This is a genomic window from Geminicoccus sp. (assembly GCF_036263595.1).
Classification (GTDB): domain Bacteria; phylum Pseudomonadota; class Alphaproteobacteria; order Geminicoccales; family Geminicoccaceae; genus Geminicoccus.
The window spans coordinates 1-26,683 of sequence record NZ_DATAGQ010000085.1 but is presented as its reverse complement, the minus strand read 5'-3'; the positions used below and the strand labels follow the sequence as shown (position 1 = coordinate 26,683).

Annotated in this window: 21 protein-coding genes, 1 tRNA gene and 2 pseudogenes; 9 read left to right on the top strand and 15 right to left on the bottom strand. The window is 65.0% G+C overall.

Going from position 1 to position 26,683, the window contains the following annotated elements; all coding sequences use genetic code 11:
* Nucleotides 1-13 precede the first annotated feature (13 nt).
* The 4 genes from VHL31_RS07305 to VHL31_RS07290 are packed head-to-tail and all read left to right on the top strand — an operon-like array spanning nucleotide 14 to nucleotide 7,930.
* On the top strand, nucleotides 14-1,267 hold the full coding sequence (locus VHL31_RS07305; RefSeq protein ID WP_329660546.1) for an NHLP bacteriocin system secretion protein: 1,254 nt from the start codon (nucleotides 14-16) through the stop codon (nucleotides 1,265-1,267).
* Entirely contained in the window at nucleotides 1,264-3,438 is a 2,175-nt protein-coding gene (locus VHL31_RS07300; RefSeq protein ID WP_329660545.1) for an NHLP family bacteriocin export ABC transporter peptidase/permease/ATPase subunit, read from the top strand. The genes VHL31_RS07305 and VHL31_RS07300 overlap by 4 nt, the downstream gene beginning before the upstream one ends.
* Nucleotides 3,435-6,422: an NHLP bacteriocin export ABC transporter permease/ATPase subunit gene (locus VHL31_RS07295; RefSeq protein ID WP_329660544.1), complete on the top strand. Its 2,988-nt coding sequence runs from the start codon at nucleotides 3,435-3,437 to the stop codon at nucleotides 6,420-6,422. Before VHL31_RS07300 ends, VHL31_RS07295 begins: the two co-directional genes overlap by 4 nt.
* The gene (locus tag VHL31_RS07290; protein ID WP_329660543.1) at nucleotides 6,422-7,930 is read left to right on the top strand and encodes a hypothetical protein; all 1,509 of its coding nucleotides are present in this window, start codon (nucleotides 6,422-6,424) and stop codon (nucleotides 7,928-7,930) included. The genes VHL31_RS07295 and VHL31_RS07290 overlap by 1 nt, the downstream gene beginning before the upstream one ends.
* Here the strand turns inward: VHL31_RS07290 and metX are convergent.
* Genes metX through VHL31_RS07275 form a run of 3 tightly spaced genes read right to left on the bottom strand, consistent with a single transcriptional unit; the run spans nucleotide 7,914 to nucleotide 12,415 of the window.
* On the bottom strand, nucleotides 7,914-9,017 hold the full coding sequence (gene metX, locus VHL31_RS07285) for a homoserine O-acetyltransferase MetX (RefSeq protein ID WP_329660542.1): 1,104 nt from the start codon (nucleotides 9,015-9,017) through the stop codon (nucleotides 7,914-7,916). The two genes, VHL31_RS07290 and metX, sit on opposite strands and share 17 nt — an antisense overlap.
* Complete coding sequence (locus VHL31_RS07280) at nucleotides 9,014-10,975, bottom strand: RiPP maturation radical SAM C-methyltransferase (protein WP_329660541.1); 1,962 nt, start codon at nucleotides 10,973-10,975, stop codon at nucleotides 9,014-9,016. Before VHL31_RS07280 ends, metX begins: the two co-directional genes overlap by 4 nt.
* Before the next feature lie 15 nt (nucleotides 10,976-10,990).
* Entirely contained in the window at nucleotides 10,991-12,415 is a 1,425-nt protein-coding gene (locus tag VHL31_RS07275) for a TolC family protein (protein WP_329660540.1), read from the bottom strand.
* A 267-nt stretch (nucleotides 12,416-12,682) separates the two neighbouring features.
* Between VHL31_RS07275 and VHL31_RS07270 the strand changes: the two genes are divergently transcribed.
* The 4 genes from VHL31_RS07270 to VHL31_RS07255 all read left to right on the top strand — a co-directional run bounded on the left by VHL31_RS07270 (nucleotide 12,683) and on the right by VHL31_RS07255 (nucleotide 16,675).
* On the top strand, nucleotides 12,683-13,051 hold the full coding sequence (locus VHL31_RS07270; protein WP_329660539.1) for a Nif11-like leader peptide family natural product precursor: 369 nt from the start codon (nucleotides 12,683-12,685) through the stop codon (nucleotides 13,049-13,051).
* Between the two features lie 235 nt (nucleotides 13,052-13,286).
* Nucleotides 13,287-13,664: a Nif11-like leader peptide family natural product precursor gene (locus tag VHL31_RS07265; RefSeq protein WP_329660560.1), complete on the top strand. Its 378-nt coding sequence runs from the start codon at nucleotides 13,287-13,289 to the stop codon at nucleotides 13,662-13,664.
* Nucleotides 13,612-15,171: a radical SAM family RiPP maturation amino acid epimerase gene (locus tag VHL31_RS07260; protein WP_329660538.1), complete on the top strand. Its 1,560-nt coding sequence runs from the start codon at nucleotides 13,612-13,614 to the stop codon at nucleotides 15,169-15,171. Before VHL31_RS07265 ends, VHL31_RS07260 begins: the two co-directional genes overlap by 53 nt.
* A gap of 28 nt (nucleotides 15,172-15,199) precedes the next feature.
* Nucleotides 15,200-16,675 carry a radical SAM family RiPP maturation amino acid epimerase gene (locus tag VHL31_RS07255; protein ID WP_329660537.1) on the top strand — a complete coding sequence of 492 codons (1,476 nt, stop codon included), beginning with the start codon at nucleotides 15,200-15,202 and terminating at the stop codon, nucleotides 16,673-16,675.
* A 6-nt stretch (nucleotides 16,676-16,681) separates the two neighbouring features.
* Here the strand turns inward: VHL31_RS07255 and VHL31_RS07250 are convergent, their stop codons facing one another.
* From VHL31_RS07250 to VHL31_RS07225, 6 genes and pseudogenes are all read right to left on the bottom strand, one after another.
* Nucleotides 16,682-17,572, bottom strand: coding sequence for a hypothetical protein (locus VHL31_RS07250; RefSeq protein WP_329660536.1), 891 nt, complete (start codon nucleotides 17,570-17,572; stop codon nucleotides 16,682-16,684).
* 101 nt (nucleotides 17,573-17,673) lie between these two features.
* Nucleotides 17,674-18,309, bottom strand: coding sequence for a DNA-3-methyladenine glycosylase (locus tag VHL31_RS07245; protein ID WP_329660535.1), 636 nt, complete (start codon nucleotides 18,307-18,309; stop codon nucleotides 17,674-17,676).
* Nucleotides 18,310-18,499: 190 nt separating this feature from the next.
* Entirely contained in the window at nucleotides 18,500-19,504 is a 1,005-nt protein-coding gene (locus tag VHL31_RS07240; protein WP_329660534.1) for a threonine ammonia-lyase, read from the bottom strand.
* A gap of 112 nt (nucleotides 19,505-19,616) precedes the next feature.
* Nucleotides 19,617-20,388, bottom strand: a pseudogene (locus VHL31_RS07235) (helix-turn-helix domain-containing protein); the annotation flags it as partial.
* 543 nt (nucleotides 20,389-20,931) lie between these two features.
* Complete coding sequence (locus VHL31_RS07230; protein WP_329660533.1) at nucleotides 20,932-21,330, bottom strand: VOC family protein; 399 nt, start codon at nucleotides 21,328-21,330, stop codon at nucleotides 20,932-20,934.
* Nucleotides 21,331-21,343: 13 nt separating this feature from the next.
* The gene (locus tag VHL31_RS07225) at nucleotides 21,344-22,087 is read right to left on the bottom strand and encodes an SDR family oxidoreductase (protein ID WP_329660532.1); all 744 of its coding nucleotides are present in this window, start codon (nucleotides 22,085-22,087) and stop codon (nucleotides 21,344-21,346) included.
* Between the two features lie 114 nt (nucleotides 22,088-22,201).
* Here VHL31_RS07225 and VHL31_RS07220 point away from each other — a divergent pair, with 114 nt between their 5' ends.
* Nucleotides 22,202-22,798 (top strand): TetR/AcrR family transcriptional regulator, encoded by a 597-nt coding sequence (locus tag VHL31_RS07220; protein WP_329660531.1) that lies wholly within the window; start codon nucleotides 22,202-22,204, stop codon nucleotides 22,796-22,798.
* A 154-nt stretch (nucleotides 22,799-22,952) separates the two neighbouring features.
* Here the strand turns inward: VHL31_RS07220 and VHL31_RS26885 are convergent, their stop codons facing one another.
* The 6 genes and pseudogenes from VHL31_RS26885 to VHL31_RS07195 form a co-directional block, all read right to left on the bottom strand.
* A complete protein-coding gene (locus VHL31_RS26885; RefSeq protein ID WP_414653658.1) occupies nucleotides 22,953-23,555 on the bottom strand; it encodes an SDR family NAD(P)-dependent oxidoreductase in 603 nt (200 codons plus the stop codon).
* Between the two features lie 19 nt (nucleotides 23,556-23,574).
* Nucleotides 23,575-23,820, bottom strand: a complete 246-nt coding sequence (locus VHL31_RS07215; protein WP_329660530.1) for a transposase — start codon at nucleotides 23,818-23,820, stop codon at nucleotides 23,575-23,577.
* A gap of 70 nt (nucleotides 23,821-23,890) precedes the next feature.
* Nucleotides 23,891-23,975 (bottom strand) — tRNA-Leu (locus VHL31_RS07210).
* A 171-nt stretch (nucleotides 23,976-24,146) separates the two neighbouring features.
* A complete protein-coding gene (locus VHL31_RS07205) occupies nucleotides 24,147-24,836 on the bottom strand; it encodes a response regulator transcription factor (RefSeq protein ID WP_329660529.1) in 690 nt (229 codons plus the stop codon).
* 8 nt (nucleotides 24,837-24,844) lie between these two features.
* Entirely contained in the window at nucleotides 24,845-25,417 is a 573-nt protein-coding gene (gene kdpC, locus VHL31_RS07200) for a potassium-transporting ATPase subunit KdpC (RefSeq protein ID WP_329660528.1), read from the bottom strand.
* Nucleotides 25,418-25,573: 156 nt separating this feature from the next.
* Nucleotides 25,574-26,548, bottom strand: a pseudogene (locus VHL31_RS07195) (HAD-IC family P-type ATPase); the annotation flags it as partial.
* Nucleotides 26,549-26,683 lie beyond the last annotated feature (135 nt).

Sequence of the window (26,683 nt, the reverse complement as noted above, 5' to 3'; positions counted from 1 at the left end):
ATCAGGTAGGACAATGGCCTCCATCTTCCGCGAAGAAGCCGTTCGACGCCTGCGCGATCCGGAGCAGCTCAACACGGCCCTGCGTCTCAGTTCACCCGCCTCCTGGATCCTGCTGGCGATACTGGGGCTGGCCGTCGCGGCGGTTCTCGCCTGGAGCTTTCTTGGTCGCCTGCCCTTCCGTGCCGAAGGCATGGGTGTGATCCTCAAGCGCGACAGCCTGATCTACAGTGTCGCGGCAGAAGCCACGGGCATCGTCTCTGCCATCAGCGTCAAGACGGGTCAGGAGGTGAAGGAGGGCGATCCGCTGGTGACGCTGTTCCAGCCGCAGCTCGACACCGAGCGTGAAGCAGCGCAACGGGTCCTGAACGACCTGGATGGGCAATACAGCCGGCTCGTCGCCATGTCGCAGCAGGACATCGCCCGCCGACGCGAGAGCCAGGTCAAACAGCAGGCCGCGATCGAGAAGAGCATGGCGTCCGTCCAGCAGGACGTCTCCTTCCTGCGCAACCTGTATGCTACCGAGCAGGGCGAGCTGAAACAGGGCTTCATCACCCGCGACGAGCTGGAGGCGACCAAGGCGCGGCTGGACGATGCCGAGCGCAACCTGCGCGACCTGAACAACCAGCTGACGATCCTTTCCATCGACCAGATCGAGTTCGAGAACCAGCAGGAGCTGGCGCGCCTCCAATTGGAAAGCCAGATCATCGCCGCCCGCAACCGGCTGGCGGACATCGACACGCAGCTGAAGCAGACCCGGATCCTGCGCAGCCCGACCGACGGGATGGTCACCGAGATCGCGACCAAGCTCGGGGCACAGGTGCCTGCCGGACAGAGCGTGGTGGTCATCGAGGAGGAAGGCTCCGGTCTGCAGACCGTCGCCTTCCTGCCGATCAGCCAGGGCAAGCGGGTGGCGCCCGGCATGACAGCCGAGATTGGCCCGACTTCGGTGGAGCGGGAAATCTACGGGACGATCCATGCCACCGTCAGCAGCGTGAGCGCCCTGCCGGTCACGCGCGAAGGGCTGCAGGCGATCCTGAGCAACGAGGACTTGGTGGAACAGATGCTGGCCGCGGGCTCGCCGATCGAGGTCCGACTGGACCTGAGCCAGGATGCCGCCACGACCAGCGGATTGCGCTGGTCGTCCTCGGAGGGACCCGCCATCAAGATCACGCCCGGCACCACGGCCGTGGCCGCCATTACCGTAGAGAACCGGCGTCCGATCGACCTCGTGGTGCCCCTATATGAAACCTGGCTGGCCCCGCGATGACGCTGCGGCTACCCTGGGGCCATCGGGTCAGGACGCCGACCGTCCTCCAGATGGAGGCCGTGGAGTGCGGTGCCGCAGCACTTGGCAGCCTCCTGGCCTATTATGGCCGCCGCGTTCCCCTCGAAGAACTGCGCGTCGCCTGCGGCGTGTCGCGCGACGGCGTGCGTGCCAGCGCCGTGGTGCGCGGCGCCAGGGCCTACCACCTGGACATGAAGGGGCTGAAGCTGGAGCTGGACGAGGCGCTGGCCCTGCCACCACCCTACCTGGTCTTCTGGAATTTCAACCACTTCATCGTCTTCGAAGGCAGATCGGGCAAACGGGTGTTCGTGAACGACCCGGCCAGCGGACCCCGGACGATCTCGGTCCAAGATTTCTCTAACGGTTTCACTGGTGTCGTGCTGCAGGGTGCGCCCGGACCAGACTTCACCAAGGGCGGCAAGCGACCGAGCGTGCTGAAGTCGCTCTGGCAGCGCACGCAAGGGTCGAAGGATGCGCTGGCCCATGTGGCTGGCACGAGCTTCCTGATCGCGCTGGCGGGCCTCCTCCTGCCGTTCCTCCTGAAGGTCTTCGTCGACGAGATCCTGGTCCGAAGCTTCACCGACTGGCTGTTCCCGCTGCTCGTCGGCATCGCGCTGGCAGCCATCCTGAACGGCCTCCTGGTCTGGATGCAGCAGCGCGACCTGCTCAAGCTCCAGGTCAAGTTCGCGGTCATCCTGGCCAGCCAGTTCTTCTGGCACGTCCTGCGCGTGCCGGTGGTCTTCTATACCCAGCGCTATGTGGGCGACGTTGCGACGCGCGTGCAGTCGGCGTCGGTCATTGCTTCCCTATTGGCCGGACCGCTGCCCAGCACACTGGTCAGCTGCCTGATGGTCTTCGTCTATGGCGGGGTCATGGCACTCTACAGCGTCGAGCTGACCCTGATCGCAACCGGGCTCACCGCGCTCAACCTGCTCGTCCTGCGCCTGGTGCAGCGCAAGCGCCGGGACCTGAGCAACGTTCAGCTGAACGTGACCGCCAAGCTCGCCGGAGCGTCGATGGCTGGCCTGCAGGCGATCGAGACCATCAAGGCCAGCGGCACCGAGAGCGATTTCTTCCGCATCTGGTCTGGCTACCAGACCAACAACCTGAACATGGGCCAGCGGCTGGGCCGGGTGTCCCTCAGCCTGAACATGGCCCCGACCCTCCTGGGCCACCTGACCACCGCGGCGGTGCTGGGGGTCGGTGCATGGCAGATCATGACCGGCAACCTGACCGTCGGCGCCCTCGTCGCCTTCCAGGCGATGATGGGCAACTTCGTCGGGCCTATCCAGCAGTTGGTGTCGTTCGGTTCGCAGCTGCAGGATATTTCCGGCCATCTCAACCGGCTGGACGACGTCCTGGCGTTCCGCACCGATCCCGTGCTCGCGCATGACGATCCGCAGATCGTGAAGCTCGCCAATGGCAGCACACGCCTGACGGGGCGGCTCGACCTGACCGGCCTGACGTTCGGCTACAGCCCGCTCGATCCGCCGCTGATCGAAGACTTCAGTCTCACCTTGCATCCTGGCCAGCGGGTGGCGCTGGTCGGCAGTACCGGCAGCGGCAAATCCACGGTCGGCCACCTGGTGCTAGGCCTGTACGAGCCAGCCCATGGTCAGGTGCATTACGACGGGCAGGACATCAAGGAGATCCCGCGCACGGTGTTCGCCGCGTCCGTCGCCTCGGTGGACCAGGAGATCTTCCTGTTCGAGGGGACGGTGCACGACAACCTCACTCTCTGGGACGCGAACATCCCGCGCTCCGCCGTGGTCGAAGCAGCCAAGGACGCCTGCATCCATGACGTCGTCGCGGCACGGCCCGGAGGCTACGACAGCGTCGTCGAGGAAGGCGGCGGCAATTTCAGCGGCGGCCAGCGGCAGCGCCTGGAGATCGCTCGTGCCCTCGTGCGCAACCCGTCGATCCTGGTTCTGGACGAGGCGACCGCCTCCCTCGATCCCCTCACCGAGCAGGAGATCGACCAGAACCTGCGCCGGCGCGGCATCACCTGCATCATCATTGCCCATCGGCTCAGCACGATCCGCGACTGCGATGAGATCATCGTCATGGATGCGGGGAAAATCGTCGAGCGCGGCACGCACAGCAGCCTGACGGCTGCCAAGGGCCGCTACGCCGAACTGGTAGCTGCCGCATGACCGATCTGGCGAGCCTGTTCGGTGGTACGCAGGACCTCACCGCGATCATCTCGCGCACCTGGAGCGAGCCTGCGCGCAGCATGGCGCTGGCCTTGTCGCTGGACCGCGAGGTCATGGACGGCATGGACGGCTTTTTCCTGTCCGACCCGGCCAAGCTGCGGCTGGTGCTCTCCGGTCGGGTCGAGATCTTCTATCTCGCTCCCGCCGCCGATCCGCTGGATGGCCGGCGCACGTTCCTGTTCACCGTGCCCGCGGGCTCGCTGGTGGCGGGCGTCGCCGCCGAACAGGGTCAGCGGCTCCTGGCCGTGCCGTCCAATCAGGCCGAGATCGCAGAACTCCCTACGAGCAAGCTGCAGCTCGGAGGCACGGGATCGTCCGAGCAGGATCCGACGGTCGTGACCCTTTGGCAGGACTGGCTCGACCGCATCACGAGTGCCACGGCATCGACCCCGCCGGCGGGCACGGTAGTGATCAGGCCAGGCGAACAGATCACGCTCAAGCAAGGGGACGTCCTGCAGGCGGCCGCGGCACCGGTCTGGCTTCCGCCTGGAGTCACCGATGGGACGGCAGGGCGGCGGCGGCTCGTGACGCGGATGTCGTGCGCGACGGCGACATCCGCGGGCGACGTCACTGCCATTTCGGTGGCTCAATGGCTCGCCACACCGGACTGGCGGGACGATCTGGTCGTGTTGAACGCCGCGCTGCTGGCCGACATCACCATGCTCGTCGATCAGACGGAGGCGGAGCGGACGGCACTCGATGTCAGCAGTGCCAGCTACTCCGACCAAATCTTCTCAGGGTCCCTGCAAGCAATGGTGCAGGTCCTGAAGGTCGATGCGCCACCGCTCGAACGGCAAACCTCACCCTTTCTCGCCGCAGCGGCCCTGGTATGCGACCGCGTCGGTGTCATGCTGAAGCCGCGCCCGATCATGCTTCCGCCGAACGGCAAGCCCGCGGACCTGGCCCTGATCTATGCCCGTGCCCACGACATCCAGGTAAGGACAGTGGAACTGGAAGGACGGTGGTGGACATCCGATCACGGAGCGCTCCTGGTGCTCTACGGGCCGGACAAGCACCCCGCTGCTCTCCTACCGCACAGCCCAGGGTCCTACCAGCTGGTCGACCCGGCCGATGGGACCGACGTCAAGGTGACGACGAAGGTCGCGCGCCTCATCGATCCGCAGGCTTTCGCCTTCACGCCCGACCTGCCTGGCCGCAGCCTCAATCCCTGGCAGATCTTTCGCTTCGGGTTCAAGGGAGGCTACCGGGACGCGCGCAACCTCGTTCTGACGATGATCCTGAGCGGCTTCCTCTCGCTGGCCGTACCGGTTGCGACGGGATGGATCATGGATCCCATCATCCCGGAAGCACAGACCGATCAGCTGACGGTCCTGATCTCGGCCCTGGTCGTGATCGGGATCTCGCTCACCGCGTTCTCCTTCGTGCAATCGCTCGCCATGCTCCGCCTGGAGAGCCATATGGACAACCGGGTCCAGGGCGCCGTCTGGGTGCGCCTCCTGAACCTGCCGGCCTCCTTCTTCCGTGGCTTTACGGTCGGCGACCTCGCGAACCGGGCGAGCGGCATCAACGGCATCCGCGGCGTGCTCACCGGCACGATCAACACCTCGCTGGTGACCGGCATCTCCGGGCTCTTCAGCCTGATGCTGATCGTCTGGTACAATTGGCGGCTTGCGCTGGTCGGCATCGTCATCGCGGCCATGTACTGCAGCATCATCTACCTGATCGGCCGGCGGATCCTCGCGCGCAATCGCGAGACCATGGCGCTGACCGGTCGCCTGCAGGGCTTGGTGCTGCAGCTCCTGAGCGCGGTTTCGAAGCTGCGGGTGGCGGGAGCCGAGCGGCGGGCGTTCAGCCGCTGGTCCGCGGTCTATCTGGAAAGCGTGCTGGTCGGCCTGCACCAGCGCCGCCTGAACAACCGCCTGATCGTGTTCAAGAGTGTGGTCCAATACCTGGCCGTCCTGGCGGCCCTCGGGACGATCGGCGTGGAAGCAGGGCAGTTGCTGGCCTTCTTCCATACACCGACCGAATGGTCGGACATCATGGGCCAGGGTCTGCATACGGCCATGCCGACCGCCTCGTTCATCGCGTTCAACGTCGCCTATGGCCAGTTTTTGGGCGCTGTCTTCGGCCTGACGCAGACGGCGGTCGAAGTCCTGAATGTGAAGCCGCTCTGGGAACGCGTGACGCCGGTGATCCAGGCAGAGGAGGAGGTTTACGACGGGGCTGCCGACCCTGGGGACATCGAAGGTTCCATCGAGATCGTGAACGTCCAGTTCCGCTACGCTCCCGATGCACCCCTCGTGCTGCGCGGTCTTTCCCTTCATGTGCCACGTGGCCAGTTCGTCGCCATCGTCGGTCCATCCGGTGCGGGAAAGTCCTCGCTGATCCGGCTCCTGCTGGGCTTCGAGAAACCGGAGGTCGGCTCGATCCTGATCGACGGGATGGATCTGCAATGGCTGGACAAGCGGGCCGTTCGGCGGCGCTTCGGCGTCGTGCTTCAGAATGGCCGGCTACTCGCGGGGTCAATCTACAACAATATCGCCGCCGGTGCCCCGGTCTCCCGTGACGAGGCGATGCAGGCTGCACGGATGGCTGGGCTCGACAAGGACATCGAGGCCATGCCGATGGGGCTGGAGACCGTGCTCAGCGAGGGTGCCGCGACCTTGTCCGGTGGCCAGCGGCAGCGCCTGATGATTGCGCGCGCGATCGTGCGCCGGCCCCGCGTGCTGATCTTCGACGAGGCTACCAGCGCCCTGGACAATGAAACCCAGGCGCAGGTCTCCCACAACCTTGAGACGCTTGCCTGTACCAGGATCGTGATCGCGCACCGCCTCTCCACCATCATCCACGCCGACCTGATCTACGTCATCGACAGGGGCCGGGTGGTCGAGCAGGGGAACTACCAGGAGCTGATGGCAAAGAACGGCACGTTCACCGCGCTGGCCAAGCGGCAGATCGCCTAATGGCCGCACCCGATCCCCACGCTGTCGCGGCCTGGACGAAGATCTGCCATCACTGCGATGGCATCGCGATCGGCACGACGGTCGCGACGCTGACGGAACGCGAAGCGTTCGCGCTCATGGACAAGCCGGTCTCGCCGGACATCCTGGCCCTGATACTGGGCTTCGCGCCCGGCTACTTGCAGTTGGCCTGCAAGCTCTTGGCCTCGCAGGGCTTCGTCGCGCTCATGCCCGGTAGCGTCGTGCTCACGGACACGGGTCGGGCATGGCTGGCGCAGGCCGATCGCTATCGGGACATGCCGCAACGAACGGCGCAGGGACGCGCCATGTTCACGGCCCTGACCGGGGGAGGTGGCACTGGGCCGGGCGACCTCGTACTGCCGAAGCGCGGAGGCGATCCGCTGACGGAGCGGGTATCCTGCCAGCTGCGTGGTCCGATGGTGGCAGCAGCGATGCTGGGTCTCGTCCGCTCCGGCCGCCTGAACGGGTCTCCCGACGATCCCGCGACGCGATCGGCCATGGCGGTGCTGGCGGCAGAAGGCTGGGCAACGGATGAACAGCTCACGCCCGAAGGCCAGGCAGCCGTAGGCATGGCAGCCCAGTACGCCTACCCGATCTGCTACCTGCCGACCTATGAATCGGTCTCGGCGCTTCTGACGGGTGGCAAGATGCCGACGCCGCAGCCGGGCGAGATCGAGACCCACGTGGATCGCGCACTCGACATCGACTTCAGCGGCATCGTGTTCGCCCGCAACTGCAGGACGCCCTTCTTCGATCTGGCGCTGCCGATCTTCGACACGAATGATGTCCAGGCGCAGCCCAAGGCGGTTGTCGATACCGGCTCAGGCGACGGCACGCTCCTGTCCGAGCTCTACCTCGCGATCAGGCAGCGTACCCGGCGCGGGCAGTTGCTGGACAGGTTTCCGCTGACCCTGGTCGGCGTCGAGATCAATGAAGTCGCGCGCGCGGCCACCGCACGTCGGCTGGCCAGCCTCGACACGCCCTGGAGGTCGTTGCGAGGCGACATCGGGAAGCCGGAGGCAATCGCAGCCAGCCTGGCCCGAGAGGGCATCCCCGCGGAGGACGTGCTCCACGTTAGCAAGTCCGTCCTGCACAATCGAACCTATGTCAGGCCTTCCGTCACCTTTGCGCCGCCGGCCATGCATGCGGTCTTCGTGGACGCGGACGGATCGGCCATCGATCCATCCCTGGCCTATGGCAGCCTGGCCGAGCTGCTGGCGGCCTGGGCGCCACGGACCCGGCGGCACGGCATGATCGCGATCGAGGCGCACACTGTCGACCCGGCGCTGGCGGCCCGCCATGTCGGCCGCAGCCTGATTACGCCGCTGGACGCGAGTCACGGCTATTCGCGGCAGATGCTGGTGGAGATCGAGGTGCATCGTGCAGCCGTGGCGGCGGCCGGCTACCGGACGATCGCGACGAGGGACGTGGGCGAGCGGATGGTGGGGCGGCCGCTCATGTCCGTGGACCACATCATTCCGGCGAATTGACGAATTCCGCCAGGATCGGCGCGAGACTGGCGAAGTCGTAGAGGAACGCGCCGTGCCCGACCGGACTGTCGAGCACGACATGGCGCGACGGGAGGCCCGCACGCGACATGGCTATATGTAGAAGTTCGATGTCCTCCGGTGGATAGCGCCAGTCGCTACGGTAGCTCACCAGAAGCGCTGGCGCGGTCGCCCGGGCAAAGGCCTGCTCGATGCTGCCGTGGTCGCGGGACAGGTCGAAATAGTCGATGGCGCGGGTAAGGTGGATAAAGCTGTTGGCATCGAGCCGGCCGGCTGCACTTTGCCGGATGCCGTGGAGGAAGTGTTCGATCGCGAAGTCGGGTTCGATTGTGTAACGGGGCGGGGTGCCATCGGCCGTGCGCAGGCCGAAGCGGCGCTGAAGAGTCTCTCGGCTCATCCAGAAGAGGGCACCCACCATGGCAAGAAGGCCCACGCCCGTGTCGGGTGCAGGGCCGTCATAGTAGTCACCGTTCCGGAAAGCCGGGTCGCTTTGCAGCACCGTCCGCAAGACTGACCAGAGCGCGAGATTGTGCGTTGTGGTGCTTGGCGTGGCACTGATCAGTACGGCGCGGCCGATGCGCTGTGGGTGGCGCGCCAGCCATTCCATCACTTGGAAGCCACCCATGCATCCGCCGACGGCGGCATGCACGCGCTCGATGCCGAGCTCGTCCAAAAAGACACGCTGCAGTTCCACCATGTCGGCGATCGTGACGACCGGAAAACGCGACCCGTAAGGCTGGCCAGTGGCATCGGTGCTTGCCGGCCCGGTAGTCCCCCCTGAACCGCCCAGCACGTTGGGACAGATGACGAAGAAGCGGTCCGTGTCGAGCGGCTTGCCAGGACCGATCACCACGTCCCACCACCCGGCCTTGCCACCTTCCATCCACGGCGGACCGGCGGCGTGCTGGTCAGCGGTCAGCCCATGCAGCACCAGGACCACATTGTCGCGCGCCGGGGCCAGCGTTCCATAGCTCTCGTAGGCTACCTGGAGATCAACCAGGCGGCCGCCCCCGGTCAGGTCCAGGTGGCCGGGGACCGCCAGCGTATGGCGGGCTATGTTCAGGCTCATTCGGCCGGCACGAGGCTTTGCAGCATGGCGACCTCGACCTTGCGCAGGTACCCGCCCGGGAACATCTCCGTCGACGGCATCAGCGTATAGGGCTCCCACAGGGGCAGCGGCACGATCCGGCCGTCGAGTTCCAGGATGAGCCTGGCGGCAGCCAGCTCCTCGATGGCCGTGTCGATCTCCTCCTCGGGATGGCCGGCCGACGCCAGTTGCTGGCGGAGCTGTGAGGCAGATGGCGATTCCTCGCTCGCCAGCAGCAGGGCGCGCGATACGCCAGACAGACGCCGTTCCGCCGCGCTGGCGCAAGGCCGAGTGTCGGTCACCACGAGCACGCCGGCCTCGTCGCGCATGAGCAGCTTCGGCAGCTCGGCCTCGCCCCAGGCGCGCAGCCACTCTCCGATGACCCGGCGCAGCGCGGCCAGCCCGGGCCGTCGGACACTGCCATGCGCGTCCTCCGGCAGTGCCGTGTCCTCGAAGAAGTAGACCTGGTTGGCAAGGTCGGTTTCGCTCAGGGGATAGGCGTAGCGGTAGAGCCTGGAGGGCTGCAGCTTCAGGCCATAGGTCTCGGGAGCACGAAAGTACGGACTGTAGCGGTCGTAGCGCAGGGTGACGACGGCCCCTGGCTGCAGGTGGACCAAGGATGGCATCCAGGATGCCATTTCGGCATACCACTCGTCCTGCTCGCCCGGAAACCCGCAGATCAGGTTCCAGCTGATGCGCACACCGAACTGTCGCCCCCAGCGCAGGAGCTGCACGTTCTGCCAGGCACTCGAGCCCTTGCGCATGAGCTTGAGCACGCCCGTGTGCATGCTCTCGATGCCAGGCTGGATCCAGCGGATGCCTGCCTTCGCCAGTTGCTCGACCTGCCAGCGCTTCAGGTTGGCCTTGGTCTCGAAGAAGATGTTGAGCGGTTCCGGCAGGGCCGCCAGCTCCGGCAGCACCGTGTCGAAATAGCCCATGTCGAGAATGTTATCGACAGCCTCGACACGCCGGACGCCGTAGCGCCCGACCAGCTGGCTGATCTCGTCCAGGGCCTTCTCGGGCGTCTTGACCCGGAAGGCCATGCCGCCACCATTCAGGCCGCAGAATGTGCAGTGGCTGCGCTGGCCCCACCAGCATCCACGCGATGTCTCGACCGGGATGCCGGGCACCAGCTGCTCACGGTAGAGAAAGTTGGAGAGTTCCGTGAAGTAGTCGTCGTAGTCGGGGGCCGGCAGGTCGTTCAGCTGCTCCGTCGTGGCGCGCGGCACGCCATCGCCGCCGGCGATCGCAGGAAAGCCGGTTGCGCGATGGGATGGCCCCAGGATGCCCAGCGGCAACTCCTCGGCGGGAATGGCCGGCCCTTCGGCCAGGATGCGCCGAAACAAGGGTGAGATCGAGCGGTCGGCCTCGCCGGAGGCAATGAAATCGACCCATGGAAACCGCTCCATTGTGGTCCGGCCCATGATCGTCTCGCAGTTGGCACCGCCCATGATCGTGACGATGGTCGGGTCGATCTCCTTGATCCGGCGCAGAAGGGCCAACGAGGCGACATGCTGCTGGAAGGTCGAGGTGCAGCCCACGATCCGCGGCTGGGCCGCCAGGATCTTTGCAACGGTCCAGTCGACGAAGTCGGTCATCTGTGCACGCAGCTGCAGGAGCCGGCGCTTGGCACCCGCGGTATCGGCAAGGTGACGGCCCGGGTTGCGCGCGAAGAGCTGGGCGAGATAGGCGTCGTGGTCCGGCTGGAAATCGGGGAAGGCTACGCCGCCGAACAGCCAGTCGACGATCGCCTCCTCGGTGCGGATGCTGTCGAGGAGGCGGTAGTCCTTCATCCCGACATGTTCGAGGAACCACATGTTCGGGTAGAACACGCGCGTCGGGATCCCGTCGCGGGTCAGGATCGCCTTGAGCAGACCCAGCGCGATCGAGGGTCGCTCGACGCCGGCAAGCGGCATGGATACCAGGGCTACGTCCGTCACGTCGGATCCGTGCAGCTAGTCAACGGCGATGCCGAACAATCGTACACGGCTTTCCTCCCGGTAGATCCTCGTGTCGTAGACGGGCGTCGGCAGCTGCAGGGACCTGATGTCCAAACTGCCCACGGCAGCGATCAGATTGGCCGAGGCGACGAGGCGGTCGTGATGCGCGGCCTCGCGCAGCATGAGCGCCTGGGTGCGGTCGTCCTGCGCGATCAGCACTTCTTGGATCGTCGTGGTCCGGTCGCGATAGCGGCGGCGCAGGCCCTCATAAGCCTGGCCCGCAGCCTCGACCTGATCCTCCGCGTCGCGCAATGCGTGCTCGGCCGCTTCGTAGTTAGCCCAGCTGCTGCGGACATCGGATTCAACCTGCTCCTCCGTCGCCCGCAAGGTGTGCTGGTCACGGATGAGAACCTGCTTGGCCTGACGGACGACCGCATACTGCCCTCCGCCGGTGTAGAGGGGCAAGGTCAGCTGCAGACCAGCCTCCAGCGTCACCTCGCGGTCGAGTTCGTCGTAGTCGGGCGTGTCGCCTGTCGCGGCATACTCCGCCTTGTCCCATTCGTAGGAGACGCTGCCATAGGCATCCAGCTGCGGCAGTAGCGCACCCACCTGCTGGCGTACGGAAGCACGGTCGGCATCGACCTGCTTGCGCGCCGCGACGATATCCGGATGGAACTTCACGGCCTGGACCAATCCCGCCTCGAGGTTCACGACCGATTCCGGCAGCTTCGGCCGGCGTTCGAGATTGGACGGTTCGCGGCCGACCAGCCGCAGGAACTCGCCTTCTGCCGTGCGCACATCCGCGTTCCGGCGCGCCAGATCGCCGCGTGCCTGAGAGACCTGGGCATTGATCTGCGCCATGTCCGTCACCGTCGCACGCTGGTGATCGAGCATGTCCCTTGTCATCTGCCTGAGTGTGCCAAGGTCGCTCAGGCTGTCGTTCGAGAACTGCACCATCGCGCGTGCCAGCAGCACGTCGGCATAGACGGTCACCACATCCACGAACAGGCTCTGCTCGGTACTGCGCAGTGTTGCCTCCTGGGAATCCACCGTCGCATTGGCCGCATCGATGCCCGCCACGGTGGAGCCGCCACGATAGAGCGGCAGGTCGACGGTCAGCTCGACATACTTGTCCTTCAGCGTCTCCTTGTTGGTCGTCGACCTGCTGCCTTGGCTGTCGGACAGCCGTTCACGTGTCGTGACCCGCTCCTTGCCATAGATGCCGACGGCGTTGAGCTGGGGGCGAAAGAAGTTGTTCATCGCCTGCGGCACCAGCTCGTCCGTCGCCCTGAGGTCGGCGCGGGCCGCCTGTAGTGTCGGGTTGGACTGGTAGCTGAGGATCAGCGCCTCCTCGAGCGTCACGGCCCCGGCACCTTGCGGCAGCAACCAGGCGACCGCACCCAGAACGGCCGCGCGCCGTGCCGCCTGACCGGGAATCATTCAACCGTCCCCCTGAACGGAACCTGTCATCCAGCCACTTATACTGCGCCCGTCTGCATCGGGAAGTCACGCTACCCGCACGTCTTCGATAAAATCGGTTCCACAGATTCTGTGCCTTGACGTCTAACTGAGTATACGCCGATAGTTCGGGAGGACCGATACTGTACCGGACCCGCGAGTTTTTTCGCATGGGTTGACGAGGTCGATCCATGTTCACTTTCGACCGGTATCAAAGCAATAAAAGCCCCGAATAAGGGAGGATAGTACGTGTCGATCGCTGAAGCTGAAAGGTTCAAGGATCTTGCAGGCGATCCTGCACTTCGCGACACGGTCAAGGCCGGCGGCGGTAGCCTGGGAGCCTTGGTCGACGTTGCCAACAAGCACGGCTATTCGTTCACCATCGACGAAGCCAAGCAGTACATCCGCAGCCAGAGCAACCAGCCGCTGAGCGACGAGCAGTTGGATGCCCTGGCGGGCGGCAGCAGCCCTGCCGCCACCGTGGACACAGTAGTGCTGTCGGGCCCGTCGACCACCCAAGTCGTGGAGGTGGTCGTGGTCGTCCAACCGACCGCGGCCCAGGTCCAGTCGCTGGCTGTCGCGCAGAACATGTCTTCCGCGGTGGCGACGGTAGCTTAGACTGCGCTTCAAGAAATTTCGACGACGATAACACACGGCGAATTGATCTTCACGAGTTGAGTACTGCGGCAATGCTGCCGCACAGCGGCCAGCATCAAATATTGACGCTGCACCTACACTCGCTCTAGAAAACATCGAGTGGCTCGCCAGAAAACGGATAAAGGACAATTGTCCCAACTATCTGGCCAGCAATCGTCAAGTCCTGGCAGATCGTCAGGAGTAGGGAGTGGTTGTCATGTCCGTTTCTGAAGCCGAACGGTTCGCCAACGATCTCGTTTCCAACCTGCCTCTGCGCAACACGGTCAAGGCCGGCGCGAGCGGCTTGGCCTCCGTCGTCGATATCGCCAACAAGAACGGTTACTCGTTCACGATCGACGACGCCAAGCAGTACATGCAGAGCCAGAGCCCGCATCAGCTGACGGATGCGCAGCTGGACGCGGTGGCTGGCGGCAAGTCCAGCACCAGCAGCACCACGGTTCAGACCACCGCCGTGGCTACGTCGGCCGCGGAAGCTGCCGAAGTCGCGACGAGCGCGGTGCAAGTCGCCGAAGCGGCTGCCGATGCCGCCGTCGCGGCCGAAGTCGTGGCCGTGGTTGCAGCCGTTCTCACCTGATCTTCAGGTCATTCGACCAGTACGGCGATCGATGACCACCAGTAACGTCAGTGGTCCAGGTGGTCTCACCGATCCAGGGGCCTTCTACCGCGCGATGTTCGAGCGACGCAGTGATGCCGAGCTCGAGCGTATCGCGCGGGTGAAACGCTTCAGGGAGCGGTTGATCGCCGACGGTGCCTTCCGGCTGGCCCTGCGGTCCGGCCGGGAAGCGCCAGCCGGCCTGTTCGCGCGGTTCCAGGTGCCAAGCGATCCAGAAGAAGTGCGCCCAATCTGGGATCTTCCCCTGGGCCACCGGGTCTGGTCGACGCCTGAGTTGCAGGCATGGCCCGATGTGCAGCTCTGGAAGGGTTGGCACGAGGATCTCGTCCGCCATCGAGAGCTCTCGACTGCCTTCCCCTCACTTGCTTGCACGGACGAGCGCTTCGTGGCTTGGCGCGATCGGCAGATGCGCCGAGCGGCCGGCGAGATCGGGCCGGCCCATGCAGCCATCAACCACCCGCTGGTGGCCTATGAGCTGTCGCGGGGCTGCAGCATTGGCTGCTGGTTCTGTGGCGTGTCCGCGGCCGAGTTCGGTGGCGCCACACGTTTTGCCGAGCAGGGCAAACTCTGGCAGGATATGCTGGTTGCCATGGTCGCCCGGTTCGGCCCGGCCGCTCAGACTGGTTTTTGCTACTGGGCAACCGATCCTGTCGACAATCCCGACTACGACGCCTTTGCCGAGGAACATGCTGCCATTACCGGCTGCCTGCCGCAGGCAACGACGGCGGCGCCCTTGCGCGACGTCGCCTTCACGCGTCGGCTGTTGCGTCAGGCCGAACGTCATCGCACGGCCGGCACCCGCTTTTCGGTCAGCACGCTACGCCAGCTGCACGGCATCTTCGCCGCCTTCTCCGCCCGCGAGTTGCTGGGTGTAGAGCTGGTGATGCAGATGAAGCATTCGCTGATGCCGAAGGCCGTTGCCGGACGTGCCCGCGAAAAAGAACGCGGCGAGGCGACCGGCCCCGACGATGCGACCACGATCGCCTGCGTCACCGGCTTCCTGGTCAGCCTGCCCGAGCGGACGATCCGTCTGATCTCGCCATGCTCGGCGAGTGACCGCTGGCCGCTCGGCTACCGCATCCATGCAGAGGCGACATTCCAGGATGCTGCAAGCTACCATGCCGCGATCGACGGGATGATCGAGAGCAACATGGCAGGCGGCCCGCTATCGGCGCAGAAGCTGGCGATTCGTGACGACCTTGTGGTCATGATCGAAGGGGAGCAGGTGATCCTGTCCAACCGGCACACACGCTACGTGCTGCGGGGGCAGCCATGCCTGGCCGACCTCTTCACCATGCTGCGCCGTTCTCCCGCCACCCCGGGGGACCTGATCGCAGCCCTCGCCCGTTCCGGCCACAACGTCTTCACGGCTTCCGCCGTGGTCGCCGACATGTACGACCAGACCTTCATCGAGCCGGCTATCGCCGATCCATCCCTTGCTGCGCCGCCCGTGTGGCGTGTCGCCTGACGTCGGAGATCCTCAGGAAGCCATGCCCATGGAACAGGTCACCGAAGCCACCCGCCACTATCGGAGCATGTTCAGCGAACGGACGCCGGAGCAGTTGCGGACGCTGGCGCACATCAAGCGGTTCCTGGAGCGCCTGGTCGGCGACCCCGGCTTCCGTGAGCAGCTGACGATCCATATCGATGACCCGCAGGTCGTCGCAGGGAAATACGGCATCGACATCGACGTGCCGCAGCTGGCTTCCCTCTATGACGCCCGCTACCGCCGCTACCGATTTACCGACGAGCGCGACCGCTGGCCCCTGGGCAAGGTCTGGGATGATTACATCGCGCAGATGGTGCAGCACCGGGATATGCTGCGCGACGAGGGCGATGCCAGCCAGTCCAATCCCCGGTTCGACAAGTGGCGCAGGCGTCAGATCGAGCGCACGATGAGCGAGCTCGGCTCGTCCGGCCCATCGATTACCCATCCGCTCGTGGCGCTGGAGCTGAGCGAAGGCTGTACGGTCGGATGCTGGTTCTGCGGCCTGTCCGCCGACCGGTTCAAGGGCTACTGGCCGTACACGCCCGAGAATGCCGAACTATGGCAGGGCTGCATCGGCGTACTGAATGAGCTGTTCGGGAGCGCTGCGCGGACCGGGTTCTGCTACTGGGCCACGGATCCTTGCGACAACCCGGACTATGACCGGTTCATCGAGGACTACTACCATATCACCGGCGCGCTGCCCCAGACGACCACGGCGGCACCGCTGAAGGATGTCGACCTCACCCGGCGGATCCTTGCCCTGTTCGACAAGTACAAGACCGTCACCAACCGCTTCTCCATCGTGAACCTGAAGATGCTCGAGCGCGTCCATGCGACGTTCACGGCCGAGGAGCTGATGGGCGTCGAGCTGGTGATGCAGAATCGGGAGGCCTGGGGCAGCAAGGCCAATGCCGGCCGTGCGATGGAGCGCCGCCAGAAGCTCAGGCAGGCCGGCAAGGAGGACAAGATCGACACGGTCCCGGCGGACCACTCCACGATCGCCTGCGTGTCCGGGTTCCTCGTGAACATGCTGGAGCGAAAGATCCAGCTGGTCAGCCCGACCCGCGGCAGCGAGGCGTGGCCCACGGGCTATCGCATCTATGCTGAGGATCATTTCGCCGACGCTGCGGAGTTTCGGGCGATCATCGAGGGCATGGTCGACGCCTACATGCCGGAGACCCTGCGTGCCAACGACCGCGGCTCGTTCCGCCCGGACCTGGAATACACGCCACTTTCCGATGGGTTCGAACTGAAAGGACCGAGCCGGATCCACCGGGTGACCGGCCTGAAGCATGTGCGTGCGGTGGGCGAACTGCTCGATCAGGGCAACCTGACGGTGGGCGAACTGCTCGACCGGGTCGTCGATCAGGACGTCAACATCTTCCTGGCGGCCGAGCTGCTGGAAGAGATGTTCACGGGCGGCCTGTTGGACGACGATCCGAAGTCGCCGGGGCGTCGCCGGGTCTTGGCCGAGGCCTCCTGACCAATCTTAGCCTGAAGGTTCCAGCTTCTTCGTCGTAAAGCAGCCGAAGGAGCACTCCGACAGGTCGCGGCCCATCCGTCGGGCAGTGAAGCGCATCATGCGCGGCTGCTCGACGGGAACCGTGAAGATGAAGTCGGTCAGGGTGGTGGCGTCACGCTGACGCTTGGCGACTTCGAGCCATAGCGGCACGACGTGGCCGGTCCGCTGCAGGTCCTGCCGCACGAAGGACGAGGTCCACCGCAGCGCCACCTCGTCCAGCTTGTGGGTGATCACCCAGCCGACCAGGCGCTCCCGGCCATCGTGCGTTTCCAGCAGGCCGACACTGGTTGCCGCATCGCAACCACGCTCATGATGGAAGGGATCGAGGGCCGGCGGATACCAGGGTGTTGTTCCTGCCGGTACCAGCGTGGCCCGCTGTTCGTCGGTCAGTCCGACCCAGGGGACCGCGTGGCAACCCGCCGGCATCCGGGCCCTGACGAACCAGTTGGTGGCGAACGCGACCTCGATCGTGGCGCGGCAGACCATGGTCCGCACGGTGGGCTTGGCCCAGCCACGGGACAGGAAGAACCGCGCGGTCGGATCGTCACCCGGTTTCGCAGTGAAGAAATGGATGGCGTGCCGGGCACCCCGGGCGGCCGCCTCGGTCTCCCAACGGTCCAGCAGTGTCGCCGTCAGGCTGTCGGTCATGAAGAAGGGCAGGACGTGGAACGAGGCTAGCTCGCACAGCTGATCGTCCGCCATCACGCCCAGGGCCAGCCCTGCCGGCTGCCCATCGCTCCAGGCGCCAACGCAGACGATCCGACCGCCTTCGGCCGGGTCCAGGAGGCGGCGCATCACAGGGAAGGTCAGGTTGCGGAACGGCTCGAACTCATGCGGTGCCAGGGCCGTCACCTGCATCGCGGAAGTCCTCCCTGCCAGGACAAGCCGGATTCTCCCGGACGTTTCGCACCTTCCCAGACCAAGGACGGCTTGTCAGCACAGGATCCAGCCGCAGCCACTCATACCGGCTGCTTGTTGCCCTCGTCCGTGACCTGGGACAGCAACCGCTTTGGTCCGCTCACGAATGGGCTGCCTCGTTCAAAGAAGCGCAGCACGCGGTGCGCTTCCTTGGAAATGCCGATGCGCACGCTCTCACCGATTGGTCCGACAACCGATACAGGGCCTCCGAGCCAGAGGGGGCCGTCGCCGCACATGTCGAGGCCGTCCAACTGGCGGTCGATCGCCATCGCCGTCGCCAGCCGCCCGGGGCCTCGGCAGAGGTCCACGAGGCTGGACGTCCGGCGGCGCTCCTGCATCAGCGCCACCCCTTCCAGCGGTTCCAGTGCCCGGAAGAGCACCCCCGCCCCGACGCCTACCGCCTCCGCGCTGATGTTGAGGGCGTACCAGCTGCCATAGATGAAATAGACATAGGCATGGCCATGGCGGAGGAACATCGATCGGTTGCGCTGGGTCGGGCCGCGAAAGGCATGGCTGCTCGCGTCACCCTCGACATAGGCTTCGGTTTCCACGATCCGCCCGCTGGTGAGACCATCGGCGCTGCCATGCACGAGGGTTTTGCCGATCAACCATCGGGCAAGTTCGACAGTCGTCACTGGAAGCTCGGCGCGCGACAGCCGGGGGATGGAAGAGATCATGGTCAGCCAGGTCTGCGTTGATGAGCATGAAGGGGTGGACTCAAGGGACACAGGCTTCGGCGCGCCTGATCGTTCCGCCGCAATGGCTGGATCAGCGGCTCCAGCCCTGCTTCATGCGCACGGAGAGCCCCACGACTGGACTTGCAGCGCGTCAGTACTCTCCCATTCCCGAAGACGACATCGAGGGGGCCTAAAGTGCCGGATCCGCACAAAGCCACTGCCGCATCTGGGCGACCGTCAAGTTTCCGCCGCACAGGATCGTAGCTACCGCCCTGCCCCTGAATCGTTCGGGCTGCGCTACGAGGGCGGCGAGCCCAGCGGCGCCGGCAGGCTCCACCACGAGCCCAAGCGTTTCATGCGCGAGGCGCATGGCGGCTAGCAGCGCCGTTTCGGAAACGCTCACCACGTCGTCGACGGTGGTCGCCATGCAGGCCAAGGCATAGGGTACCGGCACACGCACGGCGATGCCGTCCGCCATAGTCGCAGCAGCACTGGTTTCCACGGCCGACCGCTTCTGCCACGACAAAAGCATGGCCGGGGCCGCCTCGGCCACCACGCCGATCACGCGGCAGTCCGGGCGCTCTACGCGGAGCCAGGCGCCGACGCCGGTAACCAGTGCCCCATTGCCCAAGGGCAGGAGGATGGTGTCGAAACGTGCCTTTGCCTTGGTCAATTCCAGCGCGATCGTGCCGGCACCTTCGGCGACCTCGGCCACGGCGCCGTCCTCGATGAAAGGCCAGCCATGCTGCGCGGCATAGGCGCGCGCGGCCGCCTTGGCAGCGTCGAAGTCCTGGCCTTCCTGCACCACTCTGGCCCCGAAGCGGCGCATGGCCTCGATCTTCAGCGGATTGGCGTTCTCGGCAGTGTAGACGATGACGTCGACGCCGCGGCTGACGCCTGCGAAAGCCAAGCCCTGGCCAAAATTGCCTGCGGACGCCGAGACGACCACCGGCCTGGCCCGATCTGAAGTCGCCTCAGCCGCCAACAACGACGAGAGTACCAGATCCGTCCCGCGTCCCTTGAACGAGCGGATCGGATTCAGCGTCTCGATCTTGGTCAGGACCGAACAGTCCATCCGTTCATCGAGGACGGCGTTCTGCACGAGCGGCGAGTCGAGAAAGCGAGGATCGATCGTGCCCATGGCGGCTTCGATCCGCACCGGATCGGGCAGTCGCTGGGAGAGGCTGTCTTGCATCGTACCGGTCCTGTCTTGCCGGCATCATGCCAGCCGGACCCCAGCTGCTTCAACCTGCCCGTGTAGGATTGGCATCCAAGACCTCACCCTTACGCACCCGCGAATCCGTCAGCAGTTGGTCGGGCAGTGAGGCATCCTTGAGGTCGACGATCGGCCAGAACTCTTCCAGGGCCGTACGCTGGGCTCGTTCGACCTTGCCGTTCAGATGCGGGGAGCGTGGCCGGATGGGGCGGGTGCCAGTCGCGTAGCTGGTCCTGGACCTTGTAGGCGAAGAACTCCTGGCCACGGTCGGTCTGGATGCGCCCGCCGAGGTCCTGACCTCGGCTCCTGCGGGGATGGATCGGCCGGGCTGCTGCCGGCCGATGGATGGCAAACGGCATCTCCTCCAGCACGCGCTGGAGGAAGTGGACGGTGTTGGTGGCGGTGCGGCGGGGATAGAGGCCGACGACCTGGAAGCGCAAGCCGTCGTCGATCGCGGTGTACTGGTAGATGTTCGGCCTGATCTTACAGACGTCGACCTGCACCCGGTCACCCGGGATGGGCCGGCTGTCGCGCTTGATGTGTTTCCACCGTAGCGCTCGCCGTGCCGGATCAGGACCTTGTGGATGGTATCGAGCGCGAGCTTGAGAGCATGCTCGCGGATGAGTTCGTTTGTGGAGCCGCTTGATGCCAAGCCGCCGGCTGCGACGCAGTTCTAGGATCAGCACTTCTTCCTGCTGCAGGACCTTGCGGCCTGGCGAACGGTGCGGTCGGGAGCTGCGGGTTTCCAGGCCAGCAACACCATCAGCACGGTAGCGCTGCCACCATTTGCGCAGCGTGGGCCGGAAGATGCCGCAGCAGCGGCAGACGATGCCGGCGTTGCCGATCTCCTCGTAGAGCCGCATCCAGCCGGCGCAGCAGGCGCCGGCTCCATCCCGGCAGGGGCGATGGCCAGGAGGCCATCGCGGGCCCAGCCGGGTACGTGCATCCATCCCGCCTCCTCGCCGCCATGAGCGGCTTCCGCCTAGAGGTGATGGCGTCAGGCGATAGCCGAGCCGGTAGGCTAGGGCGAGGTGAAATGAGGTCTACAAACCCCACAAGTGAAGATCGGCATGGCCAACATGGCATACAATACGAAACGGCTGGTCTGGCTTGAGGGGCCGGCCGCGATCTGACTCACCCAACAGGGTAAAGCGGTCACGACAGGACGATCCGGCCAGATCCAACCAAGGGTAAGCGCTCGGCCATCAAGCTGGCGCCATCACCAGCGACCACGGCATGCACCTGGGAAGGCTTCTTCAAACCGTCCTATCGTCTATGTTGACGGCATCCCGAGAATCCGCACCTTCGCCTGGCTCGCCAGCGTCGTGGCGATGATCGTAATCGCCTTCGCAGTTGTTGCCTGACGCTTCGATATCGAAGCGTACGCGATGTCATTGCTCGCAGGACTAATCCGTCTGGCAGACGGCTTCGATATTGTTGCCATCGGGATCCAGGACATAAGCAGCGTAGTAATTCGCGTGATAGTGCTCGCGGATACCCGGACCGCCATTGTCAGTGCCACCGTTGGCAAGCGCGGCCGCGTGAAACGCCTCGACTGTCTTCCTGTCATCGGCAGTAAAGGCAACGTGGATCGGGAGTTTCGCTCCGCTCGCCTCGTGAACCCACAGGCTAGGATAGCCATTCTTGCCGAAGCCGTGTCGCGCGCCGCCATGTGCCGTGCGGGCTGGATCTATACTGATGACGAGCGATAGCCCCAACGGCGCCAGAACAGCTTCGTAGAACCGCCGCGACCGCTCCGCTTCAGCGACGGGAAATTCGATGTGATTGATAATGTCCGTGGACATGGCGGTCGCCCCCTCAGGCCTGCGAAGCGCCGCCATCGGCAAACAATTCGACGCCGTTGACGTAACTGGCGGCATCACTTGCAAGGAAAGCCGCCACCTCCGCGATTTCCTCAGGCTCGCCGATGCGACCAATTGGGCTCTTGTTCTTGAGGAAGGCCAAGCCTTCTTCGGCGTGCTCGCCAAAGGCATCACGCAGTGACTGCGTGTTTGTCGGCCCTGGACTGACAATGTTGATACGGATGCCGGTGCCCTTGAGATCGCTGACCCAACTCCGGACCAGATTGCGCACAGCGGCCTTGGTGGCGCCATAGATGCTCATGGTGGGGCCGGGATCGATGGAGGCTGTGGAGCCGACGATGACAATGGACGCCCCCGGTTCCATGAGCGGCAACGCCCCTTGCACCGTGAACACGATACCTTTGACGTTCGTGTCGAACTGCCGGTCGTAGTCCGCCTCGGTGATCTTTCCCAAGGGTGCATGAGCGCCGCCGCCGGCGTTGGCGACGAGGATATGGATCGGACCGAACCCGGACCGGATCTCGGAGAATAGCGCGTCCAGACTGGCTGGGCTGGACACATCGGCAACGATGCCGGCAGCGTCGCCGCCGATTTCCGCGACCGCGCGATCAAGCGCATCCTGGCGACGCCCCGTGATGATCACCCGCATGTCCTGCGCCGCCATCTTTCGCGCAATGGCAAAGCCGATCCCGCTGCTGCCGCCTGTCACTACGGCGATCCTTCTGTCTGATGCGCTCACTGTCTTGCTCCTTTTCCAGCAAGGAAATAATAGCGATCACTACAATGCCCTGGCAAGGGACCGTCGATCTTTTCGTAGCGATTGCTATTACCGACGCAGGCAGGAGGAATGTCCGTGCAGGAACTCAAACGCCAGCGCCGCCCCAGGCGCGAGTTCGATCGTGAGGAGGGAGTCGCCAAAGCCCAGGCGCTGTTTCACAGGCATGGCTTCGACGGCGTTGGCGTCGCCGCACTGACAGAGGCCCTCGATATTCATCCGCCGAGCTTCTACGCCGCCTATGGCAGCAAGGCAGGACTGTTCGAGCGCACATTGGAGCGCTACGTCGCTGAACAGGGCCTGCCGCTATCGGAGATCTTCAGCGACGACAGGTCCCTTGGCGAGGCCATAACGCACCTCTTCATCGCGGCGGCCGATCAGTACAGCCGCGATGCGTGCTGTCCGGGTTGCTTTGTCACCGAGGGTGCGCGTGCCGCCGATCCCGACGCCCGCGCAGTCGCACTGAAGATCGGCCAACAAATGATCGAGGCGATCCATGTTGCAATCGCGAACCACGCTCCCGATCAGGCTGACAAGCTGACTGACTTTGTCGTAACCACATTGCGCGGCTTCTCGGCTGCGGCCTATGCTGGCCTGCAAGCTGAGCGCCTGCTCGCCGTCGCCCGGTACTCGGGCGAGTTGCTGGCGAAGGAACTGGACAGTACTGGACGCTAAACGTTGACGGAGCGACCGAGATCTTTCCATCGCCGTCGATGACTGCTTTTGCGGCGGCCTCACCACATTCCAGAGCATCAGTTCCGGCGAGCAATCGCAGTGGCGATTCGGACATGCGGAAAGTTTCACGGCCAACAGAGCAACCTTCGCCGGCTCATTGGGCGCCGTTCGGATCGCTCCCCGAAGGCACTTCGCAGCGGTGCCGCCGTCGGCTGATAGGGCCCGCTGACGTCGCTTTTCCATGGAGCTGCCACCCCGCATACCCGTGCCCATGGTCCCCCGCTCCAGGATTGGGACCTTGAGGCCGAAAGGGGCCACTTCGGCCGCGAGCGTCGGAGATGCCGGTGACTGCCCGTTTGGCACTCTGACAAGCGGCAAGGCTTGGCATGGCCATGCGCCCGCCCGCTGACAACATCTGGATGAAATGGCCGGCGCTGTTTCCGCAGTACGGGCAAGGCAGCCTAGGTGGCATGCACCACCCCATAAACACGGTCTCGAGTTGCTGACGAAAGGATGTCTCGTCGCAATCCTCAATCGCCGCCAGGTCGGCTTTGCCAGCATTGTTCACCACGACGTCGATACGCTCGAAGCACTCGACAGCGGCTGCCACTGCATCCCGTGCCTCGATCGCACTCATGACATCCAACCGGACCGGGAGGATACGGTCACCCCAGCGTTCCAAAAGGTCATCCAGGTCGTTCGGCGCTCGTGCTGTCGCCACGATCTGGTCGCCTTCAGCGAGGGCTGCTTTGGCAATTTTTTGCCCTTAGGCTCCGTCAATTCTTGAGCCAGTCGAGGGCGGCTGCAAGGCACAGGATGCCCATGAAGGAGTTGGCTGTCGTCTCGTAGCGGGTGGCGACGGTGCGCCACGTCTTGGGCCTGGGCCAGCGGCGCTGCACGCAATGGCGGTTGTGATGGATCCAGGCGGGCGCCCGTGCCGTTGCGGCGCGATCGCCGGCCGGCTGCCCCAGGTTCCAGATGTGCTCGCGGAAGGCATGGCTGGTATAGCTGCGTTCAGCCACCACCCGGCGCAGCACACCCGGCGGGATGTCGCTGGGACGAAACGCTGTGGTTCTGTTAAGTTTTTAAGGATGGTGCGGGCGGTCGGAATCGAACCGACACTCCTTTCGGAACCGGATTTTGAGTCCGGCGCGTCTACCAGTTCCACCACGCCCGCGCAGGTTAGCCAGCCGATGAACCGGGCCCAGAACGGAGGATCGGACACCTATGCTGCACCTGAGAGAGCCGTGCCACAGATTGAGGGGTTTCGTCTAGGCCCTGGAGACGCTGGCGACGTCCGCGTGGCTCGCTCCCACGGGATGCTGCCCGGTGCTGGCGTTCCTCACGATCAAACAGGCTCGCGCAGGCGATAACCCACGCCGGGCTCGTTGATGAAGAGTGCCGGCCGGCTCGGGTCCGCCTCCAGTTTCTGACGCAGGTTGCGGATCACGATTCGCAGGTAATCCAGCTGCCGTTCGTGTGCCTGCCCCCAGACCTCCCGAAGCAGTTGACCGTGTCCGATCACACGATCCGGATGGCGCGCAAGGATCTCGAGAACGCCATACTCCCTGGGAGCTAGGTGAACCTCTTCACCAGAGCGCCGGACGCGGCGGTGGGCGAGATCAATCTCGACTTCGCCCAGGACCAGCCGCTCCTGGTCCGCGATGCCCGAAAGGCGATGCCGGAGCGCTGTGCGGATACGGGCCAGCAGCTCGTCGGTGTCGAAGGGCTTGGTGAGATAATCGTCCGCCCCGAGGTCAAGCGCGGCCACCTTCTCGCCAGTCGCTTCACGCGCGGACACGACAACAACCGCCGCACCGGCTGCCTTGGCGAGCTGGATGAGTTCCATCCCGTCCCGATCCGGCAGCCCGAGATCAAGCAGAACGGCGTCAGGGCGATCGATCGAGAACGAGGACAGCGCTCCGCACGCGCTCGCCGCCTCGACCACCTCGTACCCGGCGCGCGCGACCGCGCCGCGCAGGAGGCGGCGGATATGCACGTCGTCCTCTACGATCAGCACTTTGGTCGCGGTTGCCATGCCTTGAGTTAGCGTTCAGGAAGCTGGCGGTCGAGCGCGAGGTTGATCTCAGTGACGTTTACCCTCGGCTCGCCCAGCAACCCGAACAGTGGCTGGAGGGTGAATTCGTCGACCAGCCGTTGCACGACCGCAGGCGCCGCACCGCGAGCGGCAGCGATCCGGCTGACCTGGAACCGAGCCGCTGCGGGACTGATGTGGGGATCAAGGCCCGATCCGGAGGCCAGAAGCAGGTCGGGTGGCGCATCACCGCCGATGGCCCGCTGATCTTCGCGGACACGGTCCACCAGCTCACGACTCGTGGGTCCCAGATTCGAGCCCGAGGATGCGAGCGCATCATAGCCATCGCCAGCCGCGGACGGACGACCGTGGAAGTAACCGGGACTGGCGAAGGCCTGCCCGATGAGCCGCGAGCCGCGCACTTCGCCAAGCGGGCCGCGGATCAGCGAGCCATTGGCTTGGTCGGAGAAGAGGATTTGGCCGACGCCCGTCAAGGCGAGCGGATACCCGAGGCCGAGGAGCAGGGCGAAGAGGAGGGTCAGCACTAGCGCGGGGCGTAACGCGCAGACGAGATCGGAACGCATCGGGAAATATCCTCAGAAGCGGGTGGACGTGGCGACGTGCATTTGCCCGTCCGGCGCCGACCTCAAGCAAGTACGGCTGGAACGCGCCTCTACGAGCGAAGTCGGTCCGTAAGCCGGAAGGGAAAACACATCTCTCACGCAGAGACCGTGTTCCGATCAGGCGAGGTTGAGACCAAAGACGGCAAGATCGATCAGCTTGATCCCGATGAAGGGTGCCAGCAGCCCGCCCAGGCCGAAGATGGCGAGATTGCGCGCCAGCAGCGGCGCGGCCCCCATCGGCTTGTAGGTCACCCCCTTGAGCGCGAGCGGGACGAGCAGCGGGATGATCAGCGCGTTGAAGATGATCGCAGAGAGAATGGCGCTCTCAGGGCTCGAAAGTCCCATGACGTTCAGAACACCGAGACCGGGATAAAGTGTGATGAACATCGCCGGGATGATTGCGAAGTACTTGGCGACGTCGTTAGCGACCGAGAAGGTGGTGAGCGCCCCGCGCGTCATCAGGAGCTGCTTGCCGAGGCCTACGATCTCGATGAGCTTGGTGGGGTCACTGTCGAGGTCCACCATGTTGCCGGCCTCGCGCGCGGCTTGCGTACCGGTGTTCATCGCGACGCCCACGTCCGCCTGAGCGAGTGCAGGCGCGTCGTTGGTGCCGTCGCCGCACATCGCGACCAACCGTCCGCCAGCCTGCTCGCGTCGGATCAGTGCCAGCTTGTCCTCCGGCGTCGCCTCGGCGAGGAAGTCGTCGACTCCGGCTTCGGCTGCTATCGACGCGGCAGTAAGCGGGTTGTCGCCAGTGATCATGACGGTGCGGATACCCATGCGGCGAAGCTCAGCGAAGCGTTCGCGCACGCCGGCCTTGACCATGTCTTTCAGTGCCACGGCCCCGAGCAGCCGACCGTTGCGAGCCACCGCGAGCGGCGTCATGCCGCCCCGGGCGATCTCGTCAGTGATCCGCTTGAGCTCGGTCGCGCCTTCCGCGTCCGGGTTGGCCTTCAGGATCGAATCTACGGCACCCTTCAGGATCGTGATGTTGCCGGAGCGCACACCCGATGTGCGGGTTTGGGCGGTGAATGGAACCACTTCCGCATCCGCGTCCAACGCCGCGGCGAGCCCGAACTTCTCCTTGGCTAGGTGTTTAGTCCCGGATTGTGATGGAGTAAGCTATGACCATCTGCGAAGGGACGAGCTATGGCCCAGGTTCTTCATGGCTGCGCCAAGACCACGCACGCCGTCCGAGCAGAACTACAGCGATCGAAAGCCTCGGTC